The following is a 26,680-nucleotide window of genomic DNA, read 5'->3' as shown; positions in this document are numbered from 1 at the left end:
GGGACCAGTGTGGTCGCACTACGTGACCTTCGACAGGGCGGGGGCCGTTGCGTGAGCACGGCACGGCCCTCCTGTCGCGGAGAGGTTGGCCGGCAGGAAGCGACAGCCTTTGTACCGGTCTCCCCAGGACACCGAGTGTTCGGCAGTTGACCCGGAAATCGTGCGTGACTTCCGGGATCGCTCTTCTACTATCGGCGGGCACGGCACCGGTGATGGGGGCGGTCATGGTTCAGGGCGACGATGCGATGCGGCCGGCGTTGACGGCGCAGCAGGCCGACATATACCGGCGTTTGACACGTCTGGTCAGCCCTGGAGCGGCCGAGTTCTGGCGGGAAGCATGCGAGCGGATGACGGAGACGCCCGTACGCCCGACGACCAGCCACATGGTCGGTCACGCCCTGCGGGAGGTCGACAGCGCCATCCGGGCTGTCCTGGAAGAGCGCGCCATGACGCAGGTCGACCAGGCCGAGATCAGGAAAGCCAACAAGGCCCAGGAAAGCGGGAACCTGAAGATCTCGGCGATCTGCGACGACCTGCAGATTCCCGCGTCGGACCCGCTGAGGGCGTTTTGGCTCGGCCAGAACCCGGAAATGCCTATCGGCCTGCACCGGCGCGCTCACCGCAACGGCCTTGACTACCCCCGCCCGGTGGATGCCGACTTCCGGGCCTTCTTCCTTCAGATGGAGGCGTTGTTCGACCTGATTCTCGAGCGCTTCGAGCGGCGCTACCGCGCGGTCTTCGACGACCTCGACCTTCTCTTGGCCGAGCAGCACCCCACCGAGGACGACGCTGAGCGGCTCGCGCAGAACTTTCCCGCCAACGAGACCGCACGACGATACTTCTTCACCCACGCCTCGCCTGCGTGGCTCAGCGTCCTGCGCGCGAAGGACTTCTTTGGTAGCCCACCGCCGCCGCTCACCGACCCGGACGGCCAGGTGCTGGCCCTGAATCGATGGCCCGAATCGGAATACCTGGTTCGGATGGCCGCCGTAGACCCGGCTGCGACCACCGAGGCCGCGCTCGACGTCCCGCCGACGGACAACAGCTACGTGATCTGGGACCTGGTTAAGGTGGCACTGATTCTGCCGCCCGACTTCGGTGCACAGCTCGTGCCGACAATCGTGAGGTCCGTGCCCGGGCCGTACGGCGTGATCGCCGCCGACCAGATCGGCGAACTCGCCGTGCGCCTTGCCCGCGCGGATTATGTCGACGCGGCAGACCAACTCGTCCGCAGCGTCCTCAGAGACGTGCCCGGACGCGGGCACGAGCCGATCCGCGTCTACGACTACGTCAGTGTGGTCCGCGGAGCGCTGCCGACGGTCGCGGCGCTGGTCGGGCTGCCCGCGCTGTCGTTCACCCTCGGGCTGGTTGACAGCGCGGTCACCGTCTACGGCGACGACGGAGAGGATCAGTCACGAGTCTGGCGGCCGTCCCTGCTGACCGACGAGAACGAGCCGTACGGACCCGCCGCCCGTGATGCCCTGCTGGACGCGGCTCTCTCGATCGCCGATCAACTCCTGACCGTCAGCGCAGCGACCCTCGAGGAGGTTCTCGGCCTGCTGGAGCAGCATAGGGCGCTGATCTTCCGCCGCATGGCGTTGCACCTGGTACGGAAGCACGGCCACGGCGAGCCGGGAACCGTGCGCCGGTACCTCTTCGAGCGTGGCCTGCTCGCGGACGACGGCGCCGCGTACGAGTTTCAGCTGCTGCTTGCAGACGCTCATGACCGACTGCAGACGCACGAGGTGCAGCAACTCGTCGCCGCCATCCTGGCTGGCCCGGACCTCGAACAGTGGCGAGCCCAGTACACCCGAACGGGTGACGATCCGGATCTCGATGCCCGGCTGCGTGACCGCGCCGACCGGTGGATTCGTGATCGGCTGGCACCTCTGGAGCCCGTCCTCGACGCCGACGCTCGCAGCCGATACGAGCAACTGATCGCCGAGTACGGACCAGCACCCGATCTGGCGGTCGCGCCGCTGCGGATGACCTTCGGATGGAGCAGCGGGGATTCCCCGGTCGACGCGAGCGACCTTGAGTCCATGTCGCCGATCGACCTTGTCACCTTCCTCGCGAGCTGGCAGCCGCCGCAGGACTGGCGCGAACTCGACCGGTCATCCATCAGGCCTGCCCTGAGCGCATCCATCGCCGCAGTCGCCGAGCAGCGCTCGCGGGACGCCACCGCGTTCATCGGCGTCGAGCCTGCGCACGCTGCCGCGATCCTCGAAGGCTTCGCCGTCGCGGCCAAGGACCACCGAGTACTCGACTGGCCGACGCTGATCGACCTTCTTGCCTGGGTCGACGCCCAGGCCGTCGCGGAACTGTCCGCCGGCCGAACCAGCCGCGACGACCGGCAATGGCGCTCGGCGCGCTACAACGTCCTGCATCTGCTCGGACTCGGGCTGCGGTACCCCGAGGGCGGCATACCGGCCGCATGCGAGCCCGCGCTCATGGCGGTCGTCGGATCCGCCCTCGACGACCCCGATCCCGACCCTCAGACCGAGCGGGACGACTCATCGGCTGCGCTCGACGCCGTACGTTCGACAGCTCTGCACACCGCACTAAGGATCGGCGTTTGGAAGTCTCAGATCGACTCGAACGCCACGCCGGCCGGCGTTCTGAGCCTCGTCGAACAGCACTGCGGCACCGCCGACGACTCCGCCGCCGTGCAGGAGACGCTGGGGCGCACGATCCCGCTGATGTACCACCTCGACGCCGGGTGGACGCTGCAGCACCTGCCGGACATCCTGCCTCTGTCGGCCGGACGGGAGAAGGCGTGGATGGCGGCGTGGCGCGGCTACATCGGCAACCAGCCGCCGCCTGACGACCTGTGGGAGATGCTGCTGCCGCACTACGACCACGCCGTCACCGAGCTCTCCCCGAGCGACGACGAGTGGTCGATCTTCCGCGCGAGCCAACTCGCGGTCCACCTCGGCCAACGGTATTGGTTCGGGCGTATCGGCCTTGACGACGCTGACCAGCTCTTGCGCCGTTTCTACCGGCAGGCGCCTCCACGCGCGGCGACGGTCATCCTCGAGAGCGTCGGTAGGGCTCTCGCCGCAGCCGTACCGCTGGATGCCGAGCGCCGTGACCGCCTGAAGGCACTGTGGGGATTCCGGCTCGCCAGTGTGGATCCGGCCGCAGCTCTCGACGAGCTGGAAAGCGTCGACGTCTGGTACCTCAGCGACGCGTTCGACCCGGCGTGGGCGCTCGCCCAACTGCACACGGTGATGTCCAGGAATACGGCCTTCCATCCGAGCGCTCGCGTGCTGAGCAAGATGAGGGAACACGCTGCGCAGGACGCCGCGGCGTGCCTCGACATCTTCGAGTTGTGGCTCGACCACGACCCGGACTACTGGGATTACGCCCGCAGCCTCGACGACATGCACGCCATCCTTCGAGCAGCCTCGAACGCTGGCGAGCAGGAACGAACCCGGGTGGAACACATCGTTAGCCGGTTCGCGGCCCGAGGAATCACGCAATTGCGCTCCGCGGTGTAACGTCCTCCGGCGCTCACGCCGCCGCGGCGACCCGCGGCGGCCCTTTCAGCCGAGGTCCGGATCGGGGTTCAGGTCGTCGCGCGGGTCGACGTCCTCGGCACCGGCGTACCGCGCGCGGACGGTGTCAGCGTGCTCGGCGAGCCGCTGCGGAACCGGCCGCTGGTGCGGCCGGGGCTGGGTGGCGTCGACTGCGCGGACCTTGTCGGTGGTGGCGCGGACGGCGTCGCCGAGCGCCTGGACGTCCTGGCGGAGTTGCTGCTGGCGGCGGACGAGTTCGGCGTTTGCGGCGAGGCCGGCATAGCGTGTGGGCAACTGCTCGCGGTACCAGGTGCCCCAGGTGTGGTGCTGTTGCTCCAGCGGGGTGAGCGTGTTACGGGCCTCGGCGAGGCGTTCGCGGGCCTGATCAAGAGTTTCTTCAAGTGTCTCGAGGCGGTCGGCAGCGCGGTTCGCTGCGGTGGTCGCGGCGGTGTGCTGGGCGACCGCGCGGGTGCGCAGCGGGCCGACGTGCCACCAGCGAGGTGTGCTGGCGTCGGCGAGCTTCGCCTTGGTGGTGGCGTCCTGCTGCGCGCTCGCGAGCGCGAGCCGGGTGTCGGTGACGTGTTGCTCGGCGACGATGACCTGAAGATGCGCGACGCGGAGTTTCCCGCCGGCATAGTCGGGTGCCTGCCGATCAGCCGCACGTTGCAGACTCACGACTTCGCGCAGGTCCGTCTCGGTGGCGGCCCGTAGTTGGCCGGTGAGGGTGGCGACGCCGATGACGGTCTGCGCGCGCCACCAGGCTCCCCACCGTTGCGGGTCGGCGCCGATGACCGGTTCGGGGCCGATGGGGTCGGCGTCGGTGTGGGCGTAGCGGTCGCGGTAGGCGGCGACGACCGCGGCGCCGGCGAGCCATTGCCGGCGTCCGGGTTCGTCGTCGGGCACCGGGCCGAGGGCGGTGGTCCAGGCGGGTCGATGGTCGGCGGCGAGTTCGGCGAGGGCGGTGATCCGGGTGTCGCAGATCGCGGCGACCTGGTCGAGGGCGTCGCCGATGTCGCCGTCGGCTTCGGGGAGGCGGGCGGTGTAGGAGGCGCTCTGGGCCGGGCTGAGGGCGACGGCCGGGTCGGGCTGTAGGTCGTGGTAGGCCCGGTCGATGCGGTAGGTGAGAACGGCGGCGACCCCGTTCGCGGTGTCGAGTTCGCGGGGTGTGATGACCGCGGCGAGGACTTGTTCGGGGTCGTAGCCGGCGGCGGCGAGGTTCTGCAGGCGGGTGAGCAGAGCGGGCAGCGCCGGGTCGGAGGCGAGGTTGGCGGCGACGTCGGGGTCGGCGATGGTGCGGGCGATGGCCACGTACTTGTCGGTGTTGGCGCGGGCGGTGAGGTCGTCGTAGACGGGCGCCCAGTAGTGCAAGCTGTCGTGGTCGGCCCACAGAGTGTGGCGGGTTTCGGTGGCCGAACGGTCGGTGGTGTCGGCGCGCAGGATGTCGGCGAGCACGGCGATCCCGGCCGCGCGCGGCGCCTGCGGGTGCCCTTCGGGTGGTTCGTCTTCGACGACGACGCCGATTTCGTTGAAGTGCCGGCCGCGGGTGGCCATGACATAGAGCCGCGCGCGGCTGGTGCGTTCGTCGACGATCGCGCGGCCGATGTCGACGGTGCGCCCTTGGGCGGAGTCGACGGTGGCGGCGTACGCGAGCCGCACGTGCTCGGCGACATAGCGCTCGGGCAGTGTCTTGGTCGCGTCGGTGACGGTGTTGGTGACGTCCAGGTCCCCGTTGTCGTGCAGGTGGGTGACGCGCCATTGGTCGCGGTTGGCGACGAACCGGTCCCCGGCGATCAGCTTGCGGTTGTTGCGTCGGGTCACGATCGTGTCGCCGACCCCGGCCCGGGTGCCGTCGGCGAGTTCGACGGTAGGCCCGTCGGCGACGATCCCGGCGCCGATGAGCCGGCGCCGGGCCAGGGCGGCGATGTCGGCCGCTTCGGCTTCGGTTTCGACCATGATCAGCGAGTCGCGGCCGGCGAGGATGTCACCGGTCCAGGCGGTGACGATCTCGTTGATGAGGTCGGCTCGATGTCCGGGAAGGATTCGCTGGTGCCGGTCGTATTCGGCCAGGATGGTGGTGTCCCCGGCTCGCAGCCGTAGTGAGGCGGGGCCTTCCCAGGTCTCGGTGAACCTTGCGATCTCGGTGAGTTCGGTGGTGTGGCCGAGTGAGGTGAGGTAGCGGAAGATGCCGCCGGGTCCGACCGCGCTCACCTGCTCAGGGTCGCCGACCATGATCATTTTCCCGTTGACGGCGTCCAGGAGTCGGGTGAGGCGGACGAGGTCGTGGGTGGAGACCTGGGATGCTTCGTCGATGATGACCCACTGGCCGGGTCGGAACTGCCAGTTCTCGGCCCGGGTTCCTGCTGGGGGCGCGTCTTGGGCGTGCAGCCACATGGCGATGTTCTCGGTGCGGATACCCGGCAGGCCGCCTTCTTTTGTGGCGGCGGCGAGGACGTACGCGGCGTTCTGCCCGACGGTCAGCCCGATCACCGGGATCGCCGCTTGTTGGGCGGCGAGGCCGACGGCCCGCTGGAGGTAGGTTTTTCCGCTGCCGGCGGGGCCGACGATGCCGGTGACCCTGCGGTCGTCACCGGCGGCGAAGTGCAGGGCGGCGCGTTTCTCCGCGCGCAGGTCGAGCCGGTCGGCGACCTCGTCCAACAGGTCACTCGGGGCGGCGCTCGCGCCGCGGCGGCTGGCGTAGGCGATGACCTCGTGCTCGGCGGCCAGGACCGCGCGCGTGGACAGTTTGAGGTCGCGGTGGCGGCTGTAGATGCTCTGCCGGTCGCTGCCCCGCACGAGGGTTTCGCCCCACTCGACGAGCGCGGGCGGGGTCAGGACCCGCAGTCCGGCGTGCCGTTGCTGGACGGCATCGGCGGCCAGCTGCTGTACCTGCGCCCAGTCGACTTGCGTTCCGGTGGTGGGGTCGACGTGCAGGATGCGGCCCAGGGCGAGTTCGAGGTGGTCGAGTCCGAAGACCGCCCGCTGCTCGGTGACGTCCGCGACCGCGCGTTCGACGGCCAGGTGCGGCACCCGCCGGATCGCCTCGGCGACGACCGCGTCTTTGCGGTCACCGACGACGCCCGCGGCCAGCGCAGCCCGGTGCAGGTCCCCGACTTCCAGTGCGCGAGCGCCGTCGAGTTCGGCGCCTGCCCGAGTGATGATGCGCTGCGCGGCGCGACCGGTGTCATCGACCGCCTGCCCGCGGACGATCTGTGCGACCTCGGCGGCGGTGTCGAGGCCGGCCGCTAGGTCTTCGCGCCGCCACCGGTGGACGGCCTGTTCGGTGGACTCGCCGGTCTGCGGGGCGGGGCGGGTCCGCAGGGTGGAGACCTGGGCCATGCGCCGCCACGGCGCAGCGGCTACGCGCGGCCGCCCGCCGGCCGGATCGGCGACGCGGTCCTCGAGGTCGGTTTCGATCGCCGCGCGGCGTTTCGCGTACTGCCGCAGGGCCCGGGTGCTGATGCCGACGACTTCCCGGATGGCGCTAGCGCCGCGGGCCAAAAACGTCACGCCGAGCCGACGGCCGAGCTCGGCTTCCACGGCGCGTTCGTAGGCCGCCCGCGCCCCAATGCTGGCCTGGTAAAAGGCGCGACTGTCCAGCGAGAGCCAGTGCTCACGCCCGTCTCTGATCACCCGGACTTTGGAAGAGACGATGATGTGCGAGTGCAGCTGCGGGTCTCGTTCCCGGGACATGCGGTGGTCGTAGACCATGACAGCGAGCCCGTCGGTGTCGACCTGTACGAGGCCGTTGGCGCCAAGCCGGGTGAAGGCGCCGTGCTCGCGCAGATGCGCGATGGCGGCCCGGACCCCGGCGTGGTGGGCCGCCATCACCTCCGCTTTGACCTGCTCGTTCCCGAACGCCCACAACAACGAGACGCCTTTGACAGGCGAGACGGTGACGTCCAGCCCGGCCAAGGGCCGGCGCTCGGGCGCGGTCCAGATCCGCAGCCACGCGCGGGCGACCTGCTCGTACGTGGCGTCATCCGGCAGCGCAGCCCACGCCTTCTCGACCGCGGCTTGGCGTGCGGCATCGTCCATCGGCCGGTACCGGCGCCACATCAGCCCAAGCTGTTTACCGGTGGCCGGATGCTGCCCGGCGCCGATCAGCCGCTTGATCTGCTCGTTGGACACCGTGCCGCTCACGCCGAATAGGGCGGTGCTGTCGCCGGCCCACCAGCCCGGCGCCTCGCCGCGCGCCGCCGGATCGGCGTGATAGGCGGCCACAGAAGCGTCCGCGGCCGGCCGGAACTGGTGGCCGTCGGCGGCGACCTGCCGGGTCAGATACTCGATGCCGAGCCCCGGCGCAATGCGCGTAACCGAGAGCATGCACCGAACAATACGACGCTTCCACCCCCTTTCCGGCCGCCATGAATGCCAGGGGGTGTGCTAGGGGTGAAGCTGATAGAGGCCCGGCTAGCTATTTATGCAGGTGGTAACCGATAGGGCCACGACTGAATGGTTCCAAGGCTGTTCTGAGCCTCTTTGTGAACGATTGCTAGAGGGGGTTTCAGGAGGGGCGGGCGGCGTTAGTTTGGTGGTTATGGCGAGTGATTCGACGAACGTGGCGATTGAGCAGATGCGGCGGCGGCACGCCGCGCAGGAATCGGCGTTGCGGGCGGTGGCCGTGGCGCGGGGCGGGGTGGAGAAGGCGCAGGATCGGCGAGCGGCGGAGCTCGAACGTTTGGATGCGGCCGTGAGTGAGGCGCAGGGCGGCCACGATGAGGCGCTCGCGGTGTTGGCGGAGTTGGTCCCGGCTGCCGAGGTCGCCGATTACGCGGGTGAGAGCGTCGCGCGGGTGCGGGAGGCGCAGAAGCGGGCGGATGCTGCGGCGGTCTCGGCCCGGGTGGCGGAGCTGACGGAGGGCTTGGCGAAACGGCGCGGGCCGGGCCGTCCGCGCGGGTTGGGTCGTGGGGGCGCGGCCGTGGTGGAGTCTCGGCCAGATGCGGCGTCAGCGGGTGGGGGCCTGGCGGCCGGTCCGTCGAGCCGGATCGTTGCGGAAGGGCTGACGGAGCGGCCGAGTGGTTCAGGGGCGTAGGGCGATGGCCGTGATGAGCAGAGCGACGGCGGCGAGTGCGACGAGGATGCCGACAGCTGCGGCGATGTGCCCGGCTCGGACGGCGCGTCGTCCTGCGCGGTCGTTGTTGATCAGGGGCATGGCGGGTGTCCTTTCTGTCGGGACGGTGTCAGCGTATCGGCGAGATCGGGTGCTGGGTGAGGTGCCGGAGGTCGTCGGCGGCGAGGTCGAGGGCGGCGAGGTGGTAGAGCTGAAGGTCGAGAGCGGCGCGCGCGGATGCGATGTGCTGGTGTTCGAGTCGTGTGAGGCGACCGGCGGCGGTGCGGATGGCTACGGCGCGGCGCTCGTTGCTGGTTTGGGGCCGCTTGAGATAACTGCCGATGATGGCGTTGAGGATCTGGCAGAAGTAGTCGTTGGTGGCGTCGGACAGTTCTCGTGATCCGGTGCGGGAAAAATAGAGCCTGGGGCGGGTGCGGGCGAGGTATTCGGCAGGGTTGATTGCCGGTATTTCGCCGTGCAGGGTGACGCCGTTGATGACGGGAAGTTCGGTGCGGGTTTCGCTGCGGCAGTCGGTTTGGGGTCCGGGAATTCCGAGGCGGATACGGATCGCTGTGGGAATGGCTTCGAGATCGTTGGCGAAGGTCGGGACGATGGTGAGCGCGCCGGCGGCGCGCACTCCGGCGAAGCGGTAGGTGATCGTGGCGTTGGCGGCGGCGCGTTCGCGAATGTCGATGGGGCGTCGTCCGGGTATCGGCAGCCGGGACCAGACGGTGGCGTGGTCGAGCGTGGTCGCGGTGGCGATTCGGTTCATGGTGGAGCTCCGTGGTTTTGACGTGAGGGTGTGTGGCCGATGGCGGCCGGCGGCGCAGAAAGGGCGAGCGGGGCGGTCCGTGGATCGGGTGCTCGATGCGCCCGAGACGCGACCTTCGGCGACGGCGCGTCCAGGCTGGCCAGGGCTGGCCGTTCCGGCCCGCGTGAGGCGGGCCGGAACGGCGGTTAGCTGGCGCTCAGGAGATTCGCTCGATGACGCGCAAGACCTGCCGGTCGTACAGGTAGAGGGACCGGCCGGAGAGCGTGAGGGCGTCGAATCCGGGGCGGCCGGGCTCTAGGTTGCCGTATCGGCGGGTGACTTTCACCGAGGTCCATGAGGTGAGGTTGAGTCGGACGGCGACGGTGTCGCCGACCTTGAACCGCACGTTGGGGTTCCACGTGGCGTCGTAGGTGTTGCTGAGCCGGTGGGCGTGCATCTCGGTGAGGCTGACGGTCTCGGGTCCGTCGTAGCAGGTGAACACGATCGGGCCGTGGAACATCTGGCGGTGCGCGCCGAGGCTCCACAGCATTCGGCTGCCGTAGACGTTGGGTTCCATGGTGTACATGCCCTCGTCGTTGAGCCATGCGTCCAGCCCGGCTCCGAGGTCGACGTGGTCAACGGGTCCGCGCACGTGCTTGCGCAGGATGGACAGCGTGTCGATGTCGGGGTCACTGGAGTGGGTTCCGGCATGGTAATAGCCGTGCTCGTCGACCACGCCGATGCGCAGCACGCGAGGCGGGACGACGTCGCCGGTGTGGCGGCTGGCGTACAGGGTCTCCGCGATGCCGGGGGCGACGGTGGTGACGTGCGGGCGGACGGCGTCGATGACGGAGCGGGCGGCGGCGGGCCCGTCGCTGGCTTTCTCGATGTGGTCGACGTAGATGGGGCTGGACTCGGTGCGGCCGAACACGTAGCCGTAGAACGTGTCGGTGGTCTGCTCATAGCCGACCGCGATAGCGCGGTTTCCGACTCCGGGGAGGTCGTACCTCACGTTGTCCCTTTCGGGTTGGTGGTTTGGAGTTGTCCGGCCGGGGCTTGCCTTCCCCTCCCGGACAACAACTAAGATACCCTATTCTTGACAGGGTGTCTACCTTGGCCCCCGTTGACCGGGGGCATCAATCAAGATCTTTTTGGGGCGCCGTTTCGCTCGGGCGGGGTCATCGGCCTCGGGCTTTGCGCTGGGCTCGCTCGATGTTCTCCCGTCGTTGAACGGCCATCAGTTGGGCTAGGACGTCGTGGGCGGGGTCGAGCTGGCCGTTGGTCGACCCGTGTACGCCGCCGGTGCTGGTGAAGGCGTCGCGGCGGATCTGGCGATAGGCGGGGAGTGTTTCCACATCGGCTCGCCAGAGTTCGGTGGGCTGGGAGCGTCGGCGCATCACCGTGTAGAGGCGGGCGTCGGCGTCGACGGCGAGCACGCAACGGACCTCGTCCTCGCGGAGTCTCGGGTTGTGGTTGGCGGATTCGTGCTGGTGCTCGGGAGCTTTGATCCACCCTTCCCACCGCCAGGCCCATGCGATTTGTGGGATGGCAGGGTCGAATCCGGCTGTGCGTCGCTGTTGCCGCCACCATCCGCCGTGGTCGGTCGCGCGGGCGGTCAGTGCTCGCAGTGCGTGGGTGGGGTGGGCCTGTGTCCAGAACGATTCGGGCAGGGCCAGCGGGTGAAGGGTCATCGTCTGGCGGGCGATGACGGCCCGTGCCGGGATGTGGGGCTGCGTGGCGCTGATGGCCGCGAGGATCGGCGGCCGGTCCCAGCCGAGCGTTTCGGCCTCGGACTCCCACGTCTTGAGCATGTGAAGCACGTTCGCGCTTTCGGCCACGCTCAGCAGGGTGCGCTCTCCGGCGAGTTCGATGAGTTCGGCCAGTTCCCGCTCGTCGAGTTGCTCGCGGGTTGTGGGGTGAAGGGTGAAGCCGGGGCAGTCGGGTTGGCTGGTGAAGGGTAGGTGTTCGTGTTCGCAGGTGCCGCAGAGTTGTGGGACTTCGGCGAAGTGGTCGGGGCTGGCGAACATGGTTGGTTTCCTTCTGCGATCGGGCGGCGCGGGCTGAGTGCTACGCCCGCCCTGGCGGGCGGGCGTAGCGGGTTCAGCGCGTCGTGGCGTCGCGGAAGGTGCGGCGGCCGGTGGTGCTGGGGTCGGGCATGGTCATGCCGGGCATCCATGCGACTTCGGTCATGTCGCCGTTGTCCTTGGCGTGGTACATGGCGTGGTCGGCGCGGCGCAGGAGTTCGGCGGGGTCGTCGATGTCGTCGGCTACGGCAACGCCGATGCTGATGTTGACCGGGATGATCTTGTTGGCATAGGTGAACGGGGTTTCGTCGATGGCGCGCAGGGCTGCGCGGGCGATGAGCTGGGCGACGAAGAGCCCGGTGCGGTCGATGATGATGAGGAATTCGTCGCCGGAGTAGCGGGCGACCATGTAGGGCTCGACGGCTTCGGTGAGGCGGGCGGCGACGTAGCGCAGGGCGGCGTCGCCGGCGCGGTGGCCGTGGGTGTCGTTGATGATTTTGAAGTTGTCGACGTCGATGAACGCGATGCTCGCGCCCATGCCGTGCGACATGAGGGCGGACAGCCGGTTGTCGGCGGCGTCGCGGTTGGGGATGCCGGTGAGCTTGTCGGTGGTGCTGCGGTGCAGGAGCGCGGCGATGGTGAAGCGCTGCCGGACGAAGATGGCGTATCCGGCCGTGAGGGTCGCGGCTTGCAGGAGGATTGCGGCTGCGAGCAGGACGTTAAAGGCCACTGCGGTCCCCTTTCGGGTTGGTGGTTTGGGTTGTCTCGGTTGGGGCTTGCCTTCCCCTCCCGGACAACTACTAAGATACCCTATATTGGGTTGGATGTCTACCCCGGACCCCCGTTCACCGGCACATCCGTCAAGATCCTTTTGCCCGGCGGTGACCGCAAGCCGCGCGACCAGCCACACCCGTCCGCACAGCTTCAGCGTCCTGCCCTTTTTCGGACGGCGGGGGGCGAACTCGTTCGCCCGGTTCCGGGCGACGGCAGTCCAATCCGGGCCGGGGGTTTCGACCAAAAGATCATGCGTAGTTCAGCATGATGTTTTGGGAGCCCGGACCGGATTTGACGGCCGGCGAACGGAACCTACACTCCCGGGCGTCAGCCCCCGGTGGCCGGAAAAGGGAAGGGCAGCGCGGCCGAAGGCCGCACCGCTCCGGCCCCCCGAGGGGCCGGCATCAGCCGGAGGCTGGTACGCCGGCCGCAGGCCGGAACAACAGCCCAGCCATTTACGCAGAATGAAGGGTCCGGCCGGTCCGTTCTGGACGCGCCAGCGGCCAGGGCCGGCCGGGCCCGGCCTCGGCGGGAGCAGCGGCCTGCACCATGCAGCTAGGTACGACAAACGAAGTTGACCCTACGAAGTTGATCTTTTGCTTGTTGGCTTGGTGGGTCGACGGGCTGTCAGCCTATTTGCTGGTTGGGTTGGAGGCGTGGGCCCAGAGGGTGGCTCGTTTCCATCGGCGTGGTGGACCTTGTTCGTCGGGGTTGTCGCGCAGTGTTCGGGGCAGGTTGGCGACGCGTTTGTAGCCGAGGATGCGGGCGGCTTCGGTGGCGACGACGAGTTCGTCGGGTGGCCCTGAGCGGTCGATGGTTCGGGTGGCGCCGCGGGGGCGTCCGGTGCGGCCGGTGCGTTGTTCGGCGGCTTGCCATACGGTGCGGCGTGGCCAGCGTAGGCGCGGTCGGCCGCTGGGCATGGTCGCGTTGTGTTCGGGTTTGTTGAGAGCGAGCAGGGTGTCGAGCAGGCTGGAGTTGTTGATGCTGACGGCTGTGTTGTAGCCGGCGATGCGTGCGGCTTCGGCCTTGGTGACCAGGTCGTCGGGATCTCCGGTGTAGTCGATTTCCGTGAGCTTTTTCTGCTGCTGCTGATGGGCGGCCTGGAATGCGTCGATGTCGGCGGCGTCGTACCAGCGGCCTTCGACCGGTTCGGGGAATCCGTTGTCGGGGGCGTCGGCGATGAAGGCGTCGACGCGGCTGATGTGGGTTCCGAGCCGGTCGGCGACGCCGTCGCGGTCGAGCATGAGCTGCTCGCCGATGGTGGTGGTGTGGCGGGCCATGACGGTGTTGGCGTAGTGCCAGAGGGTTTCGCGTTTCCAGCCGCGGCGTTTGACGGTGCCGTCGTCGTTGCGTTCGATTTGGTCGGCGATGTCGAGCAGGCCGTGGGGTAGGCGGTTGGGTTTGGGGTGCCCGATGACGCGGGCGGCCTCGGTGGAGCCGACGATCTCGGCGGGGTCGCCGGTGAGGTCGACGGGCCAGCGGGGGGCGGCTGCGGGTGCGGGCATGCTCCGATAGTGCCGTACGGCAGGGGGCGGCCGCGACCTGGTTCGGCGTCGTGTCGCCGGCCTCGCCCGGCCGGCTGCTGGTGGCGCAGGTGGAACGGGTGGTGGCGGCGTCGGGTCTGCTGGGTCGGCCGGTGGGGCGGTCTCGGGAGGTGGGGTGGTGGCCTTGGGGGCTGATATTCTCACGGTTCACGTCTTCCTTTCCGGAAACGTGGTTTGGGGTCGGCCGGCGGTCTTGCCAGAACGTTCCTTGCGGGACGTACTCCCTTCGGGGTGTCCGCCGGCCGATTTATTGGTGGGGTCAGGTTCCGGTGAGTTGGTGCCAGGCGCGGGCGAACTGGGGTCGCTCTTTGTCCCTGGCTAGGGCTGGGGCGGTGGTGAGGTAGCGCTCGAGCGTCGGGTAGCGGTCGCCGGGATGCTGGTGCCACGCGCGTGGGATGGCGTGCTGGTCGGTGATGACCGGGAGCCGGTCCATGGCGGCGTGATCCTGGAGGGCGTGCTCGATGTCGGCGCGTTCGGTGGTGGTCAGGCGGCGGACGCTGCGCCAGGCGTGGCCTTTACGCTGCGGGTCTGCGGACGCGGCGTGGAAGATTCGACGGACGTCGTAGACGGCCCAGGGCATCGTGTCGAGCTGGTGCTCAGCCGTGCGGGCGGCCTCGTGCAGCTGAGGGTGGTCGGCGACGATCTGGTATGCGGCGCGGGTGCCGAACAGGACCTGACGCGGGTTGAGCGCGAGGGCCAGGCGCTCGAGGATGAGGGCTTGGACGGCACCGTCGGGCAGGGCGGCCCAGCGCGCGACGAGCGCGCCGAGTCCGGTGCGTGAATGTTGGTACGGGCAGTACCGGCAGCAGCTGCGCGGCCAGGTGATTCCGTACGTGTCGTGGAGGTGGGCGGCCGCGTGCGGGCGTAGCCATTGCCAGCGGTGCAGCGGGTAGTCGCGGTGCCGGTTGTGCGTGGCGGGGTGGATGTCGGCGGCGATCCGGCGGGTCTCGTCGTGGCGGTATCCCTTGACGTGCAGGTATGGGGTGTCGGCGAGTTCGGTGGCGAGCCACCGGTCGATGACGTCGCCTTTCGCGCGTTGGGAACATGCACGTCGGGCGACGGGTGGCAGGGTGCCGCTGGCGGCGAGTTCGTCGGACAGCGCCCACGGGCCGCGCATGTGCATGGCGGCGGGCGTGCGGCTGTCGTTGAGCACGGTGATTCCGGCCGAGGTGGCTTGGCCGGCGCGAGACAGTTGGACGTAGCGCAGCCGATGTTTGCGCATGAGGGGTAGAACGTGGCGGTTCATGGCGTCGGCGGTGTCGTCGTGCTCGTCGCCGGTCATCGCGCTGATCGTGATCAACTGGTCGAGGTCGAAGGTGCGGGTGTCCGGTTCGTGCATGAAGCGGGTCAAGAGACTGACGCTGTCGACGCCCATGCCCAGGTTGAGCACGACGGGACCGTTCCATCGTTGTGGCGCGTTCATCGTGGGCCTGCGACGGCGGTGATCGGGTCGATGCTCTTCGGGTAGGGCAGGGTGGGCTGGCCGAGTTGGGAGGTCAGGCTGCGGTCGAGGCGCCAGGCGTATTTGTGTTTGCCGGGGTGGCGGATGATGGTGGCGCCGATGGCCGGCAACGCGCGGGCGAGCCAGGCCGCGGGGGTCTCGCCGGCGTCCGGGTCGGGGGCGCCGAGCTGGCGGAGGCGGGCGGCGACACCGCGGGCGCCGGGTTCGGAGCCCGCGAGTTTGGAGATGGCTCGGCCGGGCAGGCTGGTGCCGTCGGGTAGCAGGATCTGCGGGCTCGGGGTGGAGCGGCCGAGGTAGACGGCGTTGTGTCCTTGGTAGGACCAGCCGACGTGACCGGGGAGCACGAGCGTGCCGTCTGCGCGTCGGCGTGGGACCGGGTCGGCGAAGGCGACCACGCCGCGGACGCCGTGTTGGCGGGCGAGGCGGAACACGCGGGCGAGGAACCACGACTCGGCGTTGGCTGCGACGGGGTCGAGGAGTAGGAATCTGCCGAGGTCGGCTGCCTCGCGATACGGGGTCAGGCGTGGAAAGGGTTTGGCCACGACGGCGACGTGCTGGGGTACCGACAGGACGGCGACGCCGACGAGCCGCCCGGCCCGCGTGTTGGCGCTGGGGTGCGGGTCCGGGTAGTCGTCGAGCTGTGGCGTGCGGTCGATCAGTCCGAAGCAGTGCATGGCGGCCGGCCAAGAGGCGGCGTAGTGGTGGTCGAGGATCAGGTGCCGGGCGGCGTGTTTGCCGTCGCGGGTGTCAAGCTCGACGACGGCGAAGCGGTCGGGGTCGAACGGCTGGCCGTCGCGGTGCTGCCAGGTGTGGTGGTGGTTGCGCCACCGCTGGTGCCACCGATCGTCCGGCGGCAAGGTCGGCGGCGCCGGCGTGCTGGGAACGGCACCGGTTGGTGTCACGGTGGTGGCTGGGGCGAGGAACGCGGGGGCGGTCACCACGACCACGTCCCGGCCGGCAGCGCGCGGCCGCCGGCGATCGTGTCGCCGGGTGCGGCGCCGGCAGCGGCTTCGGCCAGCGCATCGCGGATCGACATTCGTGGCCGAAGTGGCGTACCGATGGTGTTTTCGAGCTGCTGGTAGGTGTGGGCGAGGTCGGGGCGGAGTTGGCAGGCGCGCACGATGTCGGCGCGGGCGGCCAGGGGGCAGATCGAGCAGGAGAGTCTGCGCATCCCGTGGTCATAGGCGCTGTGGTGCGGGACCCCGCTGGTGTGGATGCGTTGCCAGACCTGGTCGGTGGTCAGGGCGTGGATGGGGAGCCAAGTGTCGACGTGGCGGCGGGTGAGGTTCGAGGCGCCGGGGTCGGGGCCGAGCGTGGGGTGTTGGGCGCGGTGGTGAGATTCTTCGGCGCGCAGGCCGAGGACGTTGAGGATGCGGGCGGGCCGGTCCAGGCCGAGCTGGCGGACATGTTGGGTCATGAATCGGCGCGACGGCTGGCGTTTCATCGCCGAGGTGCAGTAGCGGGCCAGGGAGGAGGGCCAGCGGCCGCGGTCGCGGATGAGGTCGAGCAGCCCGTTCTGCTCGCGGCGCCGCACGACCAGGGGCAGGCCGTAGTTCTCGGCCTGGACGGCGGCCAGCTGCGGGACGCCGGGCCATTCGAGGTTGCCGAGGTCGGCGTGCAGCACGATGACGCGGTGCATGACCTGGGCGTGGTCGGCGGCGTGCGCGACGACGTCGAGGGCTGCTTGGGAGTCCTTGCCGGCGGAGGAGTTGACGATGATCGCGTCGTAGGCGGCCAGATCAGGCGTGGCCGTCAGCGGTGCTGGGTCTGGGCGGCGCGAGGCCGCCGGCGTGCTGGGCACAGCGGTGTCCTTTCCGGAGAGGCAGTGGTCTGGTGCTGCGCCCGGCGGCTTGCCTTCCGCCGGGCGCGGCGTTGTCGTGCAGGGCGGTGCGGGAGGAGATCGGCGTTCGCGGGGACGCGAATCACGTAGAGGTGTCGGCGTGCGGGGCGCTGCCGTTGACTGCATGGAGGTGCCGCGAGCCGCGATGTCAGCGCGGTGCTGGACGATCCTGGCGTCAGCGCGGGGCTCGTACGGCCTGCCGCGAGCTCGTCCGCGAGCGCAGTGACGGGTTACCGGGCGAGTTGGGCGGCCTGCAGTCCGGCAAGGTAGGCCTTGGCGTCGGCTGGTGTCCGGATGACGAAGTCCTGGCCGCCGTCACCGGCCGACATCCGGTAGCACTCCTGGGCCTCGTCGTAGGTCCAGGATTCGACTCCCAGCTGTCGCAGGGCCGAGGTCAGGTCGTCGTGGTCGGCCTGGGCCCACGCCGTGGTATCGGACTCGTTGAGATGCCGCAGCAGCGCCACCGCGGGGTAGAAGAATCCTTCCTCGCCGCGGCACGGGTCGAGCCGACAGCCGTTGTTGAAGTCGGGTGTGCCGTCGGCGGTGAAGTCGTGTGCCTCGATCAGCTCGTGACCGATCAGGGCGTACGCGTTGGTCGGCTGCCCGTTGGTGACGGTGACGATGTACTGCTCACCGGCCTTGATCGCGCCGATCCCGTCGACTTCGATGTCGCCGGTGATGGTGCGGTGGGTGGCGGCCGGCAGGTCAGGGTCGAGCGGCGCGAGTTCCGTCATCGGCCGTAGCTGCAGCTCGAGGAAGGGCTCGCTGGCTTGTTCCAGCGCCTGCATCCTCGAGTACGCGTTGCCGTCGGGGTCGGCGGCCGGGTACGGGCCGTACGGCACGATCCGTTCGGCGGGGTCGCCGACGAGCAGGATGTGCGGGTCGATCACCATGAGCGGCCTGCCGATGAGTTGCTCGTGGAGTACGGCGAGGAACGTGGCGAGGTCGGCGCGCCTGCTGACCAGCTCGGTCTGGCGAATACGAATCCCGGCCCTATCGTCGGCAACGACCCCTCCGTGTGCCAGGGCGTCGCCAGGGGCAAGAAGGTCTGCTTCCCAGCCACCGGCTTCGATGGTTTTCATGATCAGGTGCCTCAGTTTTCTGTGCTGTGCTCTCGCGGTCATACGCCGCTCGGCGGCCCGGCGGTTGCGAAGCTGGTGCTTGCTGGGCGGCGTCCGCGGGTGGCCGCGTTGGCGAAATGAACTCTGGGGTGAGGCGGGCGGCGGCGAGAGAACGTCGTCGTGCGCTCGCGGGTGATGCGATTGCGGTTGCGCAGGGCCCTGGGCCCCTGCTGATGAATTGCGGCCGTGAGCGGGACGGGCGGCAGCCCGGAGACCGCGTGCTCGATGCACGCCGGGATCCGGCTTCGGCACGCAGCCGGTACGGTGATCCGGCGAGCGCACGGGCGGTGTGTGATGAGCGTCTGGTACGCCGTGGCGTGCGGCCAGGCCCGGGGGCGGGCGCACCCCCCCGGGGTGAGGGTCAGCTCTGGGCGGTCGGCTGGAGGGTGACGGTGGCGAAGTGCCAACCGTTGCGGTCGCCGATGGCGTGCGAGGGCGGCTGGTCGTCGGCGTTGGTCCAGTCGGTGATCCGCTGGTACCCGAGGTCGGCCAGCGCGCGGTCGGCGGCGTCGATGCAGGTTCCGCCGTCGCGCTCGCTCCACACGACCTTCGCCCGCTTACGGCTGCGGGTGGTGCTGCGGCTGGTGTCGTCGAGGACGTACAGGGTGGTCGCGAAGTTCTCGACTTCGATGCGGGCCGTACGCCGGTCGGCGGGGGCTTCCGTGGCTGTTGCCTTGGGGTCGTGCATGCCGGTTCCTTTCGGTTGGTGGTTCGGGATCGTCCGGTCGGGGCTTGCCTTCCCCTCCCGCGCAACAACTAAAATACCATATTTATGGAGGGAGTGCCACCCGCCGGATCACGCTGTTTCCCGCAGCATTTCGCGGGCGTCAGCAGCCTGCGCGCGGTCCTGGCGATCAGTCCGTAGCCGGTGTCGTGGCGCAGGAACACCCGCCCGGACGGCCACGAGGCGGTCCATGCCCGGTCGGCGACTTGGGTGAGGGCGGCGGCCGGTGTGTTCTCCCCTTCGCGGGTCAGGGTCCAGTCGCGTCGCAGGATCAGCCCATGGCATACCTGGTCGCGGAACACGTACTTGATGCCGGTGCACGCGTGGTAGAGGACTACGTCGCCTTGGTCGTCGAGGGTCGAGTTGCGGCGCTGGTATGGGTCGCATTCGGGGTGTCCGCACAGGGCGGTGTAGGGGGTCGGGGTGCTCACGTCGTCACCTTGATGGTCGAGCCGTACGGCACGTGCATGCCGGTCGACTTGCGCTGGCTGTCTTCGACGTAGGCGAACGTGCCGCCTGCGTCGTCGCGACGGAACTCGGGCCGCGGGTGTTCGCGGTTGTGCCTCAGGCTCGTAAACGTGCCTTCGTAGTGGTACCGGTGTCCGTTGATCTCGCGGGCGAACAGGACCGGCATGCCGACGAACGGCGTGAGGTCGGTGTCGGGGCCGATGATGGTCACGATGCGTCCTCGGGTCGGGCGGCGGCGCTCGATGGGTGGTCCTGGTCGCCGGACTTCGCGGACGTGGGCGCGGCGTCGGCCGGCCGTGCCGTCGGGTCGTCGGTCTGCCGTTTCGTGGGCGGCTCGATCGCGACGATGTCGCCGGCGGGCGCCTGTGGCTCGTCGTCGGGTGCGCTGCCTTCGATGATGCTGCCCAGGCAGCCGTTCGGGCACCACGGCGGGTCTATCGTCCCGCCCCAGCTGCGTGGTGGGGGTGCCGGTTGTCGTGCGTGGGCGCATCGCTGGCCCTGGTCGTTGCGGTGGTCGTTGTAGCGGAACTGGGTGGGTGCGGTGTCGGGGTTGGTGAAGGTGACGCCGTAGGTGGCGAACAGTCGGGGGATGGCGTCCATGACGTCGCTGCTGAGCTCAACGCCTGGCGCTCCCTCGTCGTCGTATTCGAGCGTGTAGAAGATGCGGCGCAGCAGTGCGCGCTGCTCGGTGCTGGTGAGCCGGGCGAACTGCATCTCCGCCAGTTCGGTGAAGTCGGGCATTGCCGGGTTCCTCTCGGGACTGGGCGTGTTGTCGCGCCTGAGGGCCGAGCGCCCGGTTGGGCGCTCGGCAACGTACTGGTCAGGAGCAGTCGAGGCCGCAGCCCGTGCACACGAGGATCTGGCCGTTCATCAGCCATGCGGTGTCGTAGTCGCTGTCGCAGTCCTCGGGCCGCGACCGGGGCCAGTCACCCTCGACGACGGGGCGGCCGGGCCACACGTATTCGTGGTCTTCGGTGCCGTGGTACGCGGCCGGGGTGGGCCTGTAGCTGATGCCGTCGATGATGGCCGGGACGTAGGGGTCGGCGTGGTTGACGGGCATGGGTTGTCCTCCCGGGTCGGTGGTTTGGGTCGTCCGGTCGGGGCTTGCCTACCCTCCCGTACAGCTACTAAGATACCATGTTTTGGCGGGAGTGGATAGGCCTGGGCAACTATCGATCCGTGTTTTTGCTGGTGGGTGGGGCTGCCGACCGGTGGGGTTGGCAAGCGGTCGGCAGCCCTTTAACCACCAGGGGAGGCTTTGTTCAGGCGGCGGCGGGCAGGGCGGTGAGTCGGCGCGCGGCGATGGCGGGTGGGTTGGCGGCAGGGATGCCGCAGTGGTCGCACGTGTCAGTTCCCCAGCGGTGGGGCGTGTCGGCTCCGGCGGCCGGGCACGGTCGGCGGCGGAGGTCGTCGATGTCGGCGCCGATGAGGCAGGCCGGGCAGTGGCCCCAGGTGGCGGTGGGCGGTCCGGTGAGCGGGGTGGCGCATCGGACGCATTCGAGGGCGGCTTGCCGGATTGCAGTGAGGACGGTCCGGGTGGTGACGGCGTGCGCGGCTGCGGCCAGTTTCCGCCACGCGTCGGTGCCGTAGAGGCGTGTCCATTCCTCGGCGGTGAGCCGCCGGCGTTGCTGGCCACGAGCGGCGTTGCGGTTGATGGTGAGGTGGTCCTCGACCTCGTCGGGAGTGATCAGTAGGTGGGCGCATCCGTAGTGCTCCGCGAGCGCTTTGATCAGGTCGAGGGCGTCGTCGGGTTGCAGGGTGGCGGGTAGCCGCACGCCCTGGGGTAGCCGGGCGGTGAGCGTTGACATGGCGTTTCTCCGGCGGGGTGGGTGGTCTGGTGGTCTCGGGGCGTGAGTGAGGCGCGCGGCAGCCCGCGGGGCGGGTGCTCGATGCACCGCGCCACGCGGCCTACGCGCGGCGCGGTCCCGAAGGCGGTTCGCACGGCGGGAAGCCCGGGGCGGGCGCGATCGCGCCCGCCCCGGGGGCCGGTCAGCGGCGCACCTGCATGAGCAGGCGGTGGGCCTGGCTCTTCTTGTCGTCGGCGGTGCCCTCCAGCACGGCCGTGGCGCGCGCGGCGAGGTTGTTACCGCGCAGGTTGCCGGTCGGGCGCATCCGCGTCTTCCAGTCGGCGTACTCGGTGATCGCGCGCTCGGCGGCGTAGGCGGTGCGGCCCAGCTTGTCGGTGTTGCTGGCCCACAGCTCGTTGAGCACGTTCATCCGGCGCTGGTGGTTGCCCTTGGTCTTGTCCGAGGCGAACTCGTCGGGAGCCGTCCACAGCTGGTCGACCACCTGGTGGAACTCCGAGAGCGCGAGTTCGGTGCGGGCCAGGGCCTCTTCCTCGGCGGCGAACTCGTCGTAATACTTGATCGACAGCTTGAGGGTGCGCCGGGCCTCCTCGATACGCTCGGCGGCGTTCTTGGTGTGCCTCACGCCCCAGCGGGCGTACGCGTCGCGGACGGCGAACCGCTCGGTGTTGCCGCACAGCGGCCGCCAGGGGGTCACGACGTTCTGGAACAGGCTCGACCCATCGTGGGAGTTGATCGCCACCACGAACGGGATGATCTCGTCGTTGATGCCCTCGGCGTCGATGGTGATCGTCTGCGGCAGGCGCATGGAGACGAACACCTTGCGGCCCTCGCGCAGCGCTCCGGCGGACTCCCAGATGACGCCGTAGTCGTCCACGAGGTCCTGAAGGAACTCGAACGCCTGCCGGTTCTGGATCACCTCGTAGCGGGCTCCGACGACCCCGAGGCCCGCATAGGTGTCGTCGCGGAAGTTGACGAACTGGTCGGGCAGCATGATCGGCGAACTTTCGGGCTCGGGCTGGAACAGCACCGGTCGCCGCTCCACCCGGAAGTTGATGCCCCCGAGGTCAAGCACCTCGTCGATGTCGCTGGTGCCGCCAGGCACGATGTTGCCCAGCCCGTGCCACGCCGGGGTGGTGCTATAGAGGGCGGCGCTGCCGGTGGTGGTGTCCAATCCGTGCTGCGGCAGGATCTGCCCGTTCTGCCGGAGCAAGACCTCACCGTCGTCCCAGCTTCCCGGCTCGGTCACCCGGAACCGGTCGTTGCCCAGCGGGGTGAGCTTGCCCTCGGCGATGCGCCGGTCAAAGTCGGCCGTGGCCTGCTGGGCTGCCTCGAACTGGGCGGCACGGGTCTGCGCGAACTGCTCGTTGACGTCGGGGTTGGCGACGATCGTCACGATGTCTTCCCTTTCGGGTTGGTGGTTTGGGTTGTCTGGTCGGGGCTTGCCTTCCCTTCCCGGACAACTACTAAGATACCCTATATTTGATTGAATGTCCACCCCGGATCTCCGTTCACCAGGACTTCCGTCAAGATCTTTTTACCTGGCGGTGAGCGTGAACCGCGCGACCAGCCGCAACCGTGCGCACAGCGTGGGCGTCCTGCCCTTTTTCGGACGGCGGGGGGCGAACTCGTTCGCCACGGCTCCGGGCGACGGCAGTCCAATTCGGCGCGGGGGTTTCGAGCAAAAGATCATGCGGGGTGTGCATGATGTTTTGTGAGCCCGCGGTGAATTTGACGGCCGGCGAACGGGGCCCACACTGCCGGGCGTCAGCCCCCGGTGGCCGGAAAAGGGAAGGACAGCGCGGCCGAAGGCCGCACCGCTCCGGCCCCCCAAGGGCCGGCACCAGCCGGAGGCTGGTCCACCGGCCGCAGGCCGGAACAACAGCCCAGCCACTCACGCAGAATGAAGGGTCCGGCCGGTCCGCTCTGGACGCGCCAGCGGCCAGGACAGGCCGGGCCCGGCCTCGGCGGGAGGCCGGGCCCGGCCTCGGCGGGAGTGCCCTGTGTCAACCGGTTGGCTGGGGTGGGGTGAGTAGGTTTTGCAGGGCGCGGTGATCGGCCGGGTTGTAGGGGGTGTTGGTGGTCCAGCATTTCCAGATGATGGTGATCCAGGCGCGGGCCAGGATGCGGACGGCGTGGTTGTGTTTCTTGCCCCGGGCGCGGGCTTGTTGGTAGAGATCAGCAGCCCATGGGTTGGCCAGGCGGCTGTCGCCGGCGAAGTTGCAGACCGCGTTGCGCAAGTGTTTGTCGACGGCCCAGCGGAACGCGACGATGCGGGTGTTGCCCGATTGCCGGGTCGACGGGGTGACCCCGGCCAGCCCGGCCAGAGCGGCTGCGGTAGGGAACCGGCCTCGGCAGTCACCGATCTCGGCCAGCAGCCACGCCGCCCGGACGGTCCCGGCCCGCGGCAGCGAGGTGAAGATCGCCGCGTCCGGGTGCTCGGCCAGAGCCGCGGCGATCTGCTCTTCGAGAACGCCGATCTGCTGGATGACCGTGTTCAGCGCGCTCAGATAGGCCTGAGTGACCCCGGCCAGGGCCTGCCCGGCCGGCCCCCGGACACCAGGCGCGGCCGACCGGAGTCGTTCGAGCAGCGTCGCGGCGGTTCTGACGTGGTAATGCCGCGCCTTCAACCACGGCGTCAATACGGCCTCGGACAGTGCGTCCACGGCGTCCTGAGTGCCGAACTCGGCGATGAACGCCCGCGACACCAGCGCGTCGAGCTCAGCGAACAGCCCCACCACGCCCGGCGTCACGCTCAGCAGATGCGCCCGCAGCTGGTTAGCGATCGCCAGCCGATGCCCGAGCAGGTCCTGCCGGGCCCGCACCAACGCCCGCAACGCCTGCGTGTCCGCCCGGTCACAGACCAGCGGGACCAGCCGACGCCGATCGGTGCGGACCACATCGGCCAGCACGAACGCATCGAACCGGTCGTCCTTGTTACCGGCCGACCCATACCGGCCCCGCAGGTTCTTGACCTGCGACGGCGCGATCACGAACACCGTCAGCCCTGCCGCCAGCAACGCCGTCACCAGGGGCCCGTCGCCCCGCTCGATTCCCGTCCCGGCCACCTGACGACCGGACAGCAATGTGATCAGCCCGGCGACACCGGCCTTGTCATGCGTGACCGTGACTCGCTCGACGACCTCACCCTCGTCATCGATCACACACACGACGTGACTGTTCTCAGCCCAGTCGACGCCCGCGAACATTCGCGACGACCCCGGCTCGTGTTGCACACTCAAAGCTGCTTGACCTCGCTGCTCGCATCAGCTGGACAAGCACCCAGGTCCCGGGGCATCACTGCCGGACGCTCATTGACGGGCGCTCAACGGCGCAGTAGCCCTGTCGCCAGTCGGGATGCCCCGGACCGCCAGGCCCCGCTAACACTCCCGCAAGCCCTCACACCAAGGGGGCAGCAACGGTGGGCGGTGACCCCACGGCCCAGATGCCACCCGGCCCTGACGGGCCGGGCAACACCAAGGGTCCACCAATGAGCAGCGGTCCGCACCATGCAGCTAGGTACGACAAACGAAGTTGACCCTACGACGTTGATCCTTCGTCGTTTGGCTGGTCGTGGCTGGATTCGGCTGGATGTCGTGGTGGTTGGTCGTCGGCCTCGATGGTGCTGTCCGCGCATCCTGCCGGACAGCGGGGGTCGTCGCGGCCGGTTTTGACGTGGACGTAGCTGAACGGGCACCAGTCGCCGATGTCGTTGGCGTGATAGTTCCATCGGCCGATGGTGTCGGCGGTGGCCGGGGTCGGATCGTCGTCGATGATGGCAAGCTCCCGAGGTTGGTGCGGGCGTGCTGCCGGTCGAGGGTCGGTGTGACCCTCGACCGGCAGATGATCAGGCCGCGACCGGCAGCGTCTGGTCGTCGGCGACCGGCTCCGGCTCGGCAGTTGGCTGGTCCTCGGCCTCGACCGGTTCCTGTGTGCTGGCATCCTCGGCGGCGCGCTCGTCAGCGGCGACCAGGGCGAGGGCCGGACGCGTTACCGCGCTGGTGGATCCGGCGGCGTCGATGATGAGTCGTTCGACCTTGCCGGGTTCGTAGCCGTTGAGCGTGCACCATTGCAGGTAGCGGGCGGCGCTCTCGTCCTTGCTGCGCCAGGTGGTGCGGGTGATGGCGCTCTCGTGGGCGGCCACGACCGACGCCAGCGTGATCATGGTGTAGCGGATCTCGCTGGTGCGGGCGGGTACCCGCTTGGCTCCCGGCCGCTTGGCCTTGCCGGGGGTGAGTAGGTCGTCGAGCAGCTTGCGGCCCTGGTTGATCCAGGTGCCGAGCAGGTAGCCGGGTTCGGCCAGTTCCTGGGCGATGAACTTCTTGCTGCCCTTGGGCTCGGCCGTGCCTGCGAGCAGGTTCGTCACCCACTCGCGGCGCACGGTGTTGGCGGCCTCCATCGCCCGGTTGTTCTCGATGACCTCGCGCCGCTCGGCCTTCTGCTCCTCGGTCATCGGACCGCTGCGAGTAAGGGTTCCGGTCGAGCTGGCGGGCGTGGTGTGCCCGTTGGCCTTCCAGTCCGCGCAGTAGGTGATCTCGACCATCCGTGTGCTGTAGGACGGGTGGTATACGGCGACGGTGTGGCCGGGGCATGCGGCGTGGTCATCGTCGCTGATGTATTTGCCGTCTTCGGTGAGCAGCATGTCGAGCCGCTTGATGGTCAGGTCGGTGGAGTCGACTCGATCGGTGAAGACCTTCACCCCGGCGGCGATCAGCTCGGCGCGGCGGTGCTCGACGGCCGCCTCTCGTTCTCTGGTCGCGCGAGCTTCCTCGACGGCGCGAGAGAAGGCGAACGGGCCTTTCTCGGCCTCGTCGAGCAGCTTGTCCACGGTCTCGGGTACGTCGGCGAACTTCGACAGTATCGCCTGTTGAGTCAGGTCAAGGCCGGACTGCTGGGCGCGCTGGCTGACCGCGCCGCTGAGCTTGGCGACCGCGCGGGCGGCCTTGACCCGCTCGATGCCGTAGCCGGTGCGGCGGTTGATCTCGTCGTCGTCCAGGCCGTAGAGGGCCAGTTGCTCGACGCCCTGAGCCAGCTGCTGGGCGGTGGGGTCGGTGCGGTGGATCTGACGCAGCATGGAGACGATCTGGTCGACGTTGCCGGCCAAGTCCTGGCGGATGATGGCCTGCACAAACTTCTGCTTGGCGTCGACCGCTGACCAGTAGCGCTGCTCGCCGTCGACGGCGAGGTAACGCGGCTTTCCTCGATGCGTGCCGTACGGGATGACGATCAGCGGCGCGAGCAACCCCCGGATGCCGTCTTCCTCGAGGTTCTGCACGATGCCCGGTAGTGCTTGGGCGTTGGTGCGGACGTTTTTCGGGTTGGGCAGAATCCTTGACACCCGCAGTGCCTTGTAGTCACCCGGCAGCTCGGGTACGTCGTCTTCGTCGTCCTCCTGCTCGGGCTCGGTGGGCGGCTGGTCGGCCGGGGTGGTGTCGGCCTGCGGCTGCTCGGGCTCGGTGGGCGGCTGGTCGGCCGGGGTGGTGTCGGCCTGCGGCTGCTCGGGCTCGGTGGGCGGCAGGTTGGCCGGGGTGGTGACTCGGCGAGCCTTTTTCCTCGTTGCGGTGTTCGTAGCCATGATGGCTTCCTTTCCGATCTAGCA

General features: G+C 69.2%; 23 protein-coding genes. 3 read left to right on the top strand and 20 right to left on the bottom strand.

The window, feature by feature from the left end; all coding sequences use genetic code 11:
• The first annotated feature begins 164 nt into the window (after positions 1-164).
• Positions 165-3,500 carry a hypothetical protein gene (locus ACQP2F_RS33430; protein WP_433294567.1) on the top strand — a complete coding sequence of 1,112 codons (3,336 nt, stop codon included), beginning with the start codon at positions 165-167 and terminating at the stop codon, positions 3,498-3,500.
• 45 nt (positions 3,501-3,545) lie between these two features.
• On the opposite strand, the gene mobF is transcribed toward ACQP2F_RS33430, so the two are convergent.
• A complete protein-coding gene (gene mobF, locus ACQP2F_RS33425) occupies positions 3,546-7,841 on the bottom strand; it encodes a MobF family relaxase (protein ID WP_433294564.1) in 4,296 nt (1,431 codons plus the stop codon).
• A 214-nt stretch (positions 7,842-8,055) separates the two neighbouring features.
• On the opposite strand from mobF, the gene ACQP2F_RS33420 reads away from it, so the two are divergent.
• Positions 8,056-8,550 carry a hypothetical protein gene (locus ACQP2F_RS33420; RefSeq protein WP_433294562.1) on the top strand — a complete coding sequence of 165 codons (495 nt, stop codon included), beginning with the start codon at positions 8,056-8,058 and terminating at the stop codon, positions 8,548-8,550.
• Here the strand turns inward: ACQP2F_RS33420 and ACQP2F_RS33415 are convergent.
• The 10 genes from ACQP2F_RS33415 to ACQP2F_RS33370 all read right to left on the bottom strand — a co-directional run bounded on the left by ACQP2F_RS33415 (position 8,539) and on the right by ACQP2F_RS33370 (position 17,856).
• Positions 8,539-8,670 (bottom strand): hypothetical protein, encoded by a 132-nt coding sequence (locus tag ACQP2F_RS33415; RefSeq protein WP_433294560.1) that lies wholly within the window; start codon positions 8,668-8,670, stop codon positions 8,539-8,541. The two genes, ACQP2F_RS33420 and ACQP2F_RS33415, sit on opposite strands and share 12 nt — an antisense overlap.
• A gap of 28 nt (positions 8,671-8,698) precedes the next feature.
• Positions 8,699-9,340, bottom strand: a complete 642-nt coding sequence (locus ACQP2F_RS33410) for a hypothetical protein (RefSeq protein WP_433294558.1) — start codon at positions 9,338-9,340, stop codon at positions 8,699-8,701.
• 196 nt (positions 9,341-9,536) lie between these two features.
• The gene (locus ACQP2F_RS33405) at positions 9,537-10,331 is read right to left on the bottom strand and encodes a DUF3846 domain-containing protein (protein WP_433294556.1); all 795 of its coding nucleotides are present in this window, start codon (positions 10,329-10,331) and stop codon (positions 9,537-9,539) included.
• A gap of 166 nt (positions 10,332-10,497) precedes the next feature.
• On the bottom strand, positions 10,498-11,346 hold the full coding sequence (locus ACQP2F_RS33400; protein ID WP_433294554.1) for a hypothetical protein: 849 nt from the start codon (positions 11,344-11,346) through the stop codon (positions 10,498-10,500).
• Between the two features lie 73 nt (positions 11,347-11,419).
• Positions 11,420-12,361, bottom strand: a complete 942-nt coding sequence (locus ACQP2F_RS33395) for a GGDEF domain-containing protein (protein ID WP_433294552.1) — start codon at positions 12,359-12,361, stop codon at positions 11,420-11,422.
• A gap of 388 nt (positions 12,362-12,749) precedes the next feature.
• Entirely contained in the window at positions 12,750-13,622 is an 873-nt protein-coding gene (locus ACQP2F_RS33390) for a hypothetical protein (protein ID WP_433294550.1), read from the bottom strand.
• Positions 13,623-13,920: 298 nt separating this feature from the next.
• Entirely contained in the window at positions 13,921-15,051 is a 1,131-nt protein-coding gene (locus ACQP2F_RS33385) for a hypothetical protein (RefSeq protein WP_433294548.1), read from the bottom strand.
• A gap of 29 nt (positions 15,052-15,080) precedes the next feature.
• Complete coding sequence (locus tag ACQP2F_RS33380; protein WP_433294546.1) at positions 15,081-16,061, bottom strand: hypothetical protein; 981 nt, start codon at positions 16,059-16,061, stop codon at positions 15,081-15,083.
• Entirely contained in the window at positions 16,058-16,924 is an 867-nt protein-coding gene (locus tag ACQP2F_RS33375) for a phosphoadenosine phosphosulfate reductase family protein (protein ID WP_433294544.1), read from the bottom strand. Before ACQP2F_RS33375 ends, ACQP2F_RS33380 begins: the two co-directional genes overlap by 4 nt.
• A 269-nt stretch (positions 16,925-17,193) precedes the next feature.
• Positions 17,194-17,856 carry a hypothetical protein gene (locus ACQP2F_RS33370; RefSeq protein ID WP_433294541.1) on the bottom strand — a complete coding sequence of 221 codons (663 nt, stop codon included), beginning with the start codon at positions 17,854-17,856 and terminating at the stop codon, positions 17,194-17,196.
• A gap of 24 nt (positions 17,857-17,880) precedes the next feature.
• Between ACQP2F_RS33370 and ACQP2F_RS33365 the strand changes: the two genes are divergently transcribed.
• Positions 17,881-18,165, top strand: a complete 285-nt coding sequence (locus ACQP2F_RS33365; RefSeq protein ID WP_433294539.1) for a hypothetical protein — start codon at positions 17,881-17,883, stop codon at positions 18,163-18,165.
• Positions 18,166-18,445: 280 nt separating this feature from the next.
• On the opposite strand, the gene ACQP2F_RS33360 is transcribed toward ACQP2F_RS33365, so the two are convergent.
• The 9 genes from ACQP2F_RS33360 to ACQP2F_RS33320 all read right to left on the bottom strand — a co-directional run bounded on the left by ACQP2F_RS33360 (position 18,446) and on the right by ACQP2F_RS33320 (position 26,656).
• Positions 18,446-18,772: a hypothetical protein gene (locus ACQP2F_RS33360; protein WP_433294538.1), complete on the bottom strand. Its 327-nt coding sequence runs from the start codon at positions 18,770-18,772 to the stop codon at positions 18,446-18,448.
• A 68-nt stretch (positions 18,773-18,840) separates the two neighbouring features.
• Entirely contained in the window at positions 18,841-19,239 is a 399-nt protein-coding gene (locus ACQP2F_RS33355; RefSeq protein WP_433294536.1) for a hypothetical protein, read from the bottom strand.
• Entirely contained in the window at positions 19,236-19,487 is a 252-nt protein-coding gene (locus tag ACQP2F_RS33350; protein ID WP_433294534.1) for a hypothetical protein, read from the bottom strand. The genes ACQP2F_RS33355 and ACQP2F_RS33350 overlap by 4 nt, the downstream gene beginning before the upstream one ends.
• The gene (locus ACQP2F_RS33345) at positions 19,484-20,017 is read right to left on the bottom strand and encodes a hypothetical protein (RefSeq protein ID WP_433294532.1); all 534 of its coding nucleotides are present in this window, start codon (positions 20,015-20,017) and stop codon (positions 19,484-19,486) included. Before ACQP2F_RS33345 ends, ACQP2F_RS33350 begins: the two co-directional genes overlap by 4 nt.
• Positions 20,018-20,096: 79 nt before the next feature.
• Positions 20,097-20,336, bottom strand: coding sequence for a hypothetical protein (locus tag ACQP2F_RS33340; protein ID WP_433294530.1), 240 nt, complete (start codon positions 20,334-20,336; stop codon positions 20,097-20,099).
• A 202-nt stretch (positions 20,337-20,538) separates the two neighbouring features.
• A complete protein-coding gene (locus tag ACQP2F_RS33335; RefSeq protein WP_433294527.1) occupies positions 20,539-21,084 on the bottom strand; it encodes a hypothetical protein in 546 nt (181 codons plus the stop codon).
• 181 nt (positions 21,085-21,265) lie between these two features.
• Positions 21,266-22,477 (bottom strand): DUF932 domain-containing protein, encoded by a 1,212-nt coding sequence (locus ACQP2F_RS33330; protein WP_433294525.1) that lies wholly within the window; start codon positions 22,475-22,477, stop codon positions 21,266-21,268.
• Between the two features lie 610 nt (positions 22,478-23,087).
• A complete protein-coding gene (locus tag ACQP2F_RS33325; RefSeq protein WP_433294523.1) occupies positions 23,088-24,251 on the bottom strand; it encodes an IS110 family transposase in 1,164 nt (387 codons plus the stop codon).
• Between the two features lie 677 nt (positions 24,252-24,928).
• Positions 24,929-26,656: a ParB N-terminal domain-containing protein gene (locus ACQP2F_RS33320; RefSeq protein WP_433294521.1), complete on the bottom strand. Its 1,728-nt coding sequence runs from the start codon at positions 26,654-26,656 to the stop codon at positions 24,929-24,931.
• Positions 26,657-26,680 lie beyond the last annotated feature (24 nt).

Source organism: Actinoplanes sp. CA-030573 (genome assembly GCF_050951115.1).
In the GTDB taxonomy this organism is placed as follows: domain Bacteria; phylum Actinomycetota; class Actinomycetes; order Mycobacteriales; family Micromonosporaceae; genus Actinoplanes.
The sequence above is the reverse complement of the archived record's forward strand: the minus strand, read 5'-3'. Positions and strand labels throughout refer to the sequence as shown.

What these genes read in the sequence shown, in the direction of transcription:
- ACQP2F_RS33340 (WP_433294530.1), bottom strand. Translation starts at nt 20,336, where the DNA reads ATGCCCGTCAACCACGCCGACCCCTACGTCCCGGCCATCATCGACGGC.
- ACQP2F_RS33345 (WP_433294532.1), bottom strand. Translation starts at nt 20,017, where the DNA reads ATGCCCGACTTCACCGAACTGGCGGAGATGCAGTTCGCCCGGCTCACC.
- mobF (WP_433294564.1), bottom strand. Translation starts at nt 7,841, where the DNA reads ATGCTCTCGGTTACGCGCATTGCGCCGGGGCTCGGCATCGAGTATCTG.
- ACQP2F_RS33415 (WP_433294560.1), bottom strand. Translation starts at nt 8,670, where the DNA reads ATGCCCCTGATCAACAACGACCGCGCAGGACGACGCGCCGTCCGAGCC.
- ACQP2F_RS33400 (WP_433294554.1), bottom strand. Translation starts at nt 11,346, where the DNA reads ATGTTCGCCAGCCCCGACCACTTCGCCGAAGTCCCACAACTCTGCGGC.
- ACQP2F_RS33360 (WP_433294538.1), bottom strand. Translation starts at nt 18,772, where the DNA reads ATGCACGACCCCAAGGCAACAGCCACGGAAGCCCCCGCCGACCGGCGT.
- ACQP2F_RS33390 (WP_433294550.1), bottom strand. Translation starts at nt 13,622, where the DNA reads ATGCCCGCACCCGCAGCCGCCCCCCGCTGGCCCGTCGACCTCACCGGC.
- ACQP2F_RS33370 (WP_433294541.1), bottom strand. Translation starts at nt 17,856, where the DNA reads ATGGTGATCGACCCGCACATCCTGCTCGTCGGCGACCCCGCCGAACGG.
- ACQP2F_RS33410 (WP_433294558.1), bottom strand. Translation starts at nt 9,340, where the DNA reads ATGAACCGAATCGCCACCGCGACCACGCTCGACCACGCCACCGTCTGG.
- ACQP2F_RS33320 (WP_433294521.1), bottom strand. Translation starts at nt 26,656, where the DNA reads ATGGCTACGAACACCGCAACGAGGAAAAAGGCTCGCCGAGTCACCACC.
- ACQP2F_RS33420 (WP_433294562.1), top strand. Translation starts at nt 8,056, where the DNA reads ATGGCGAGTGATTCGACGAACGTGGCGATTGAGCAGATGCGGCGGCGG.
- ACQP2F_RS33335 (WP_433294527.1), bottom strand. Translation starts at nt 21,084, where the DNA reads ATGTCAACGCTCACCGCCCGGCTACCCCAGGGCGTGCGGCTACCCGCC.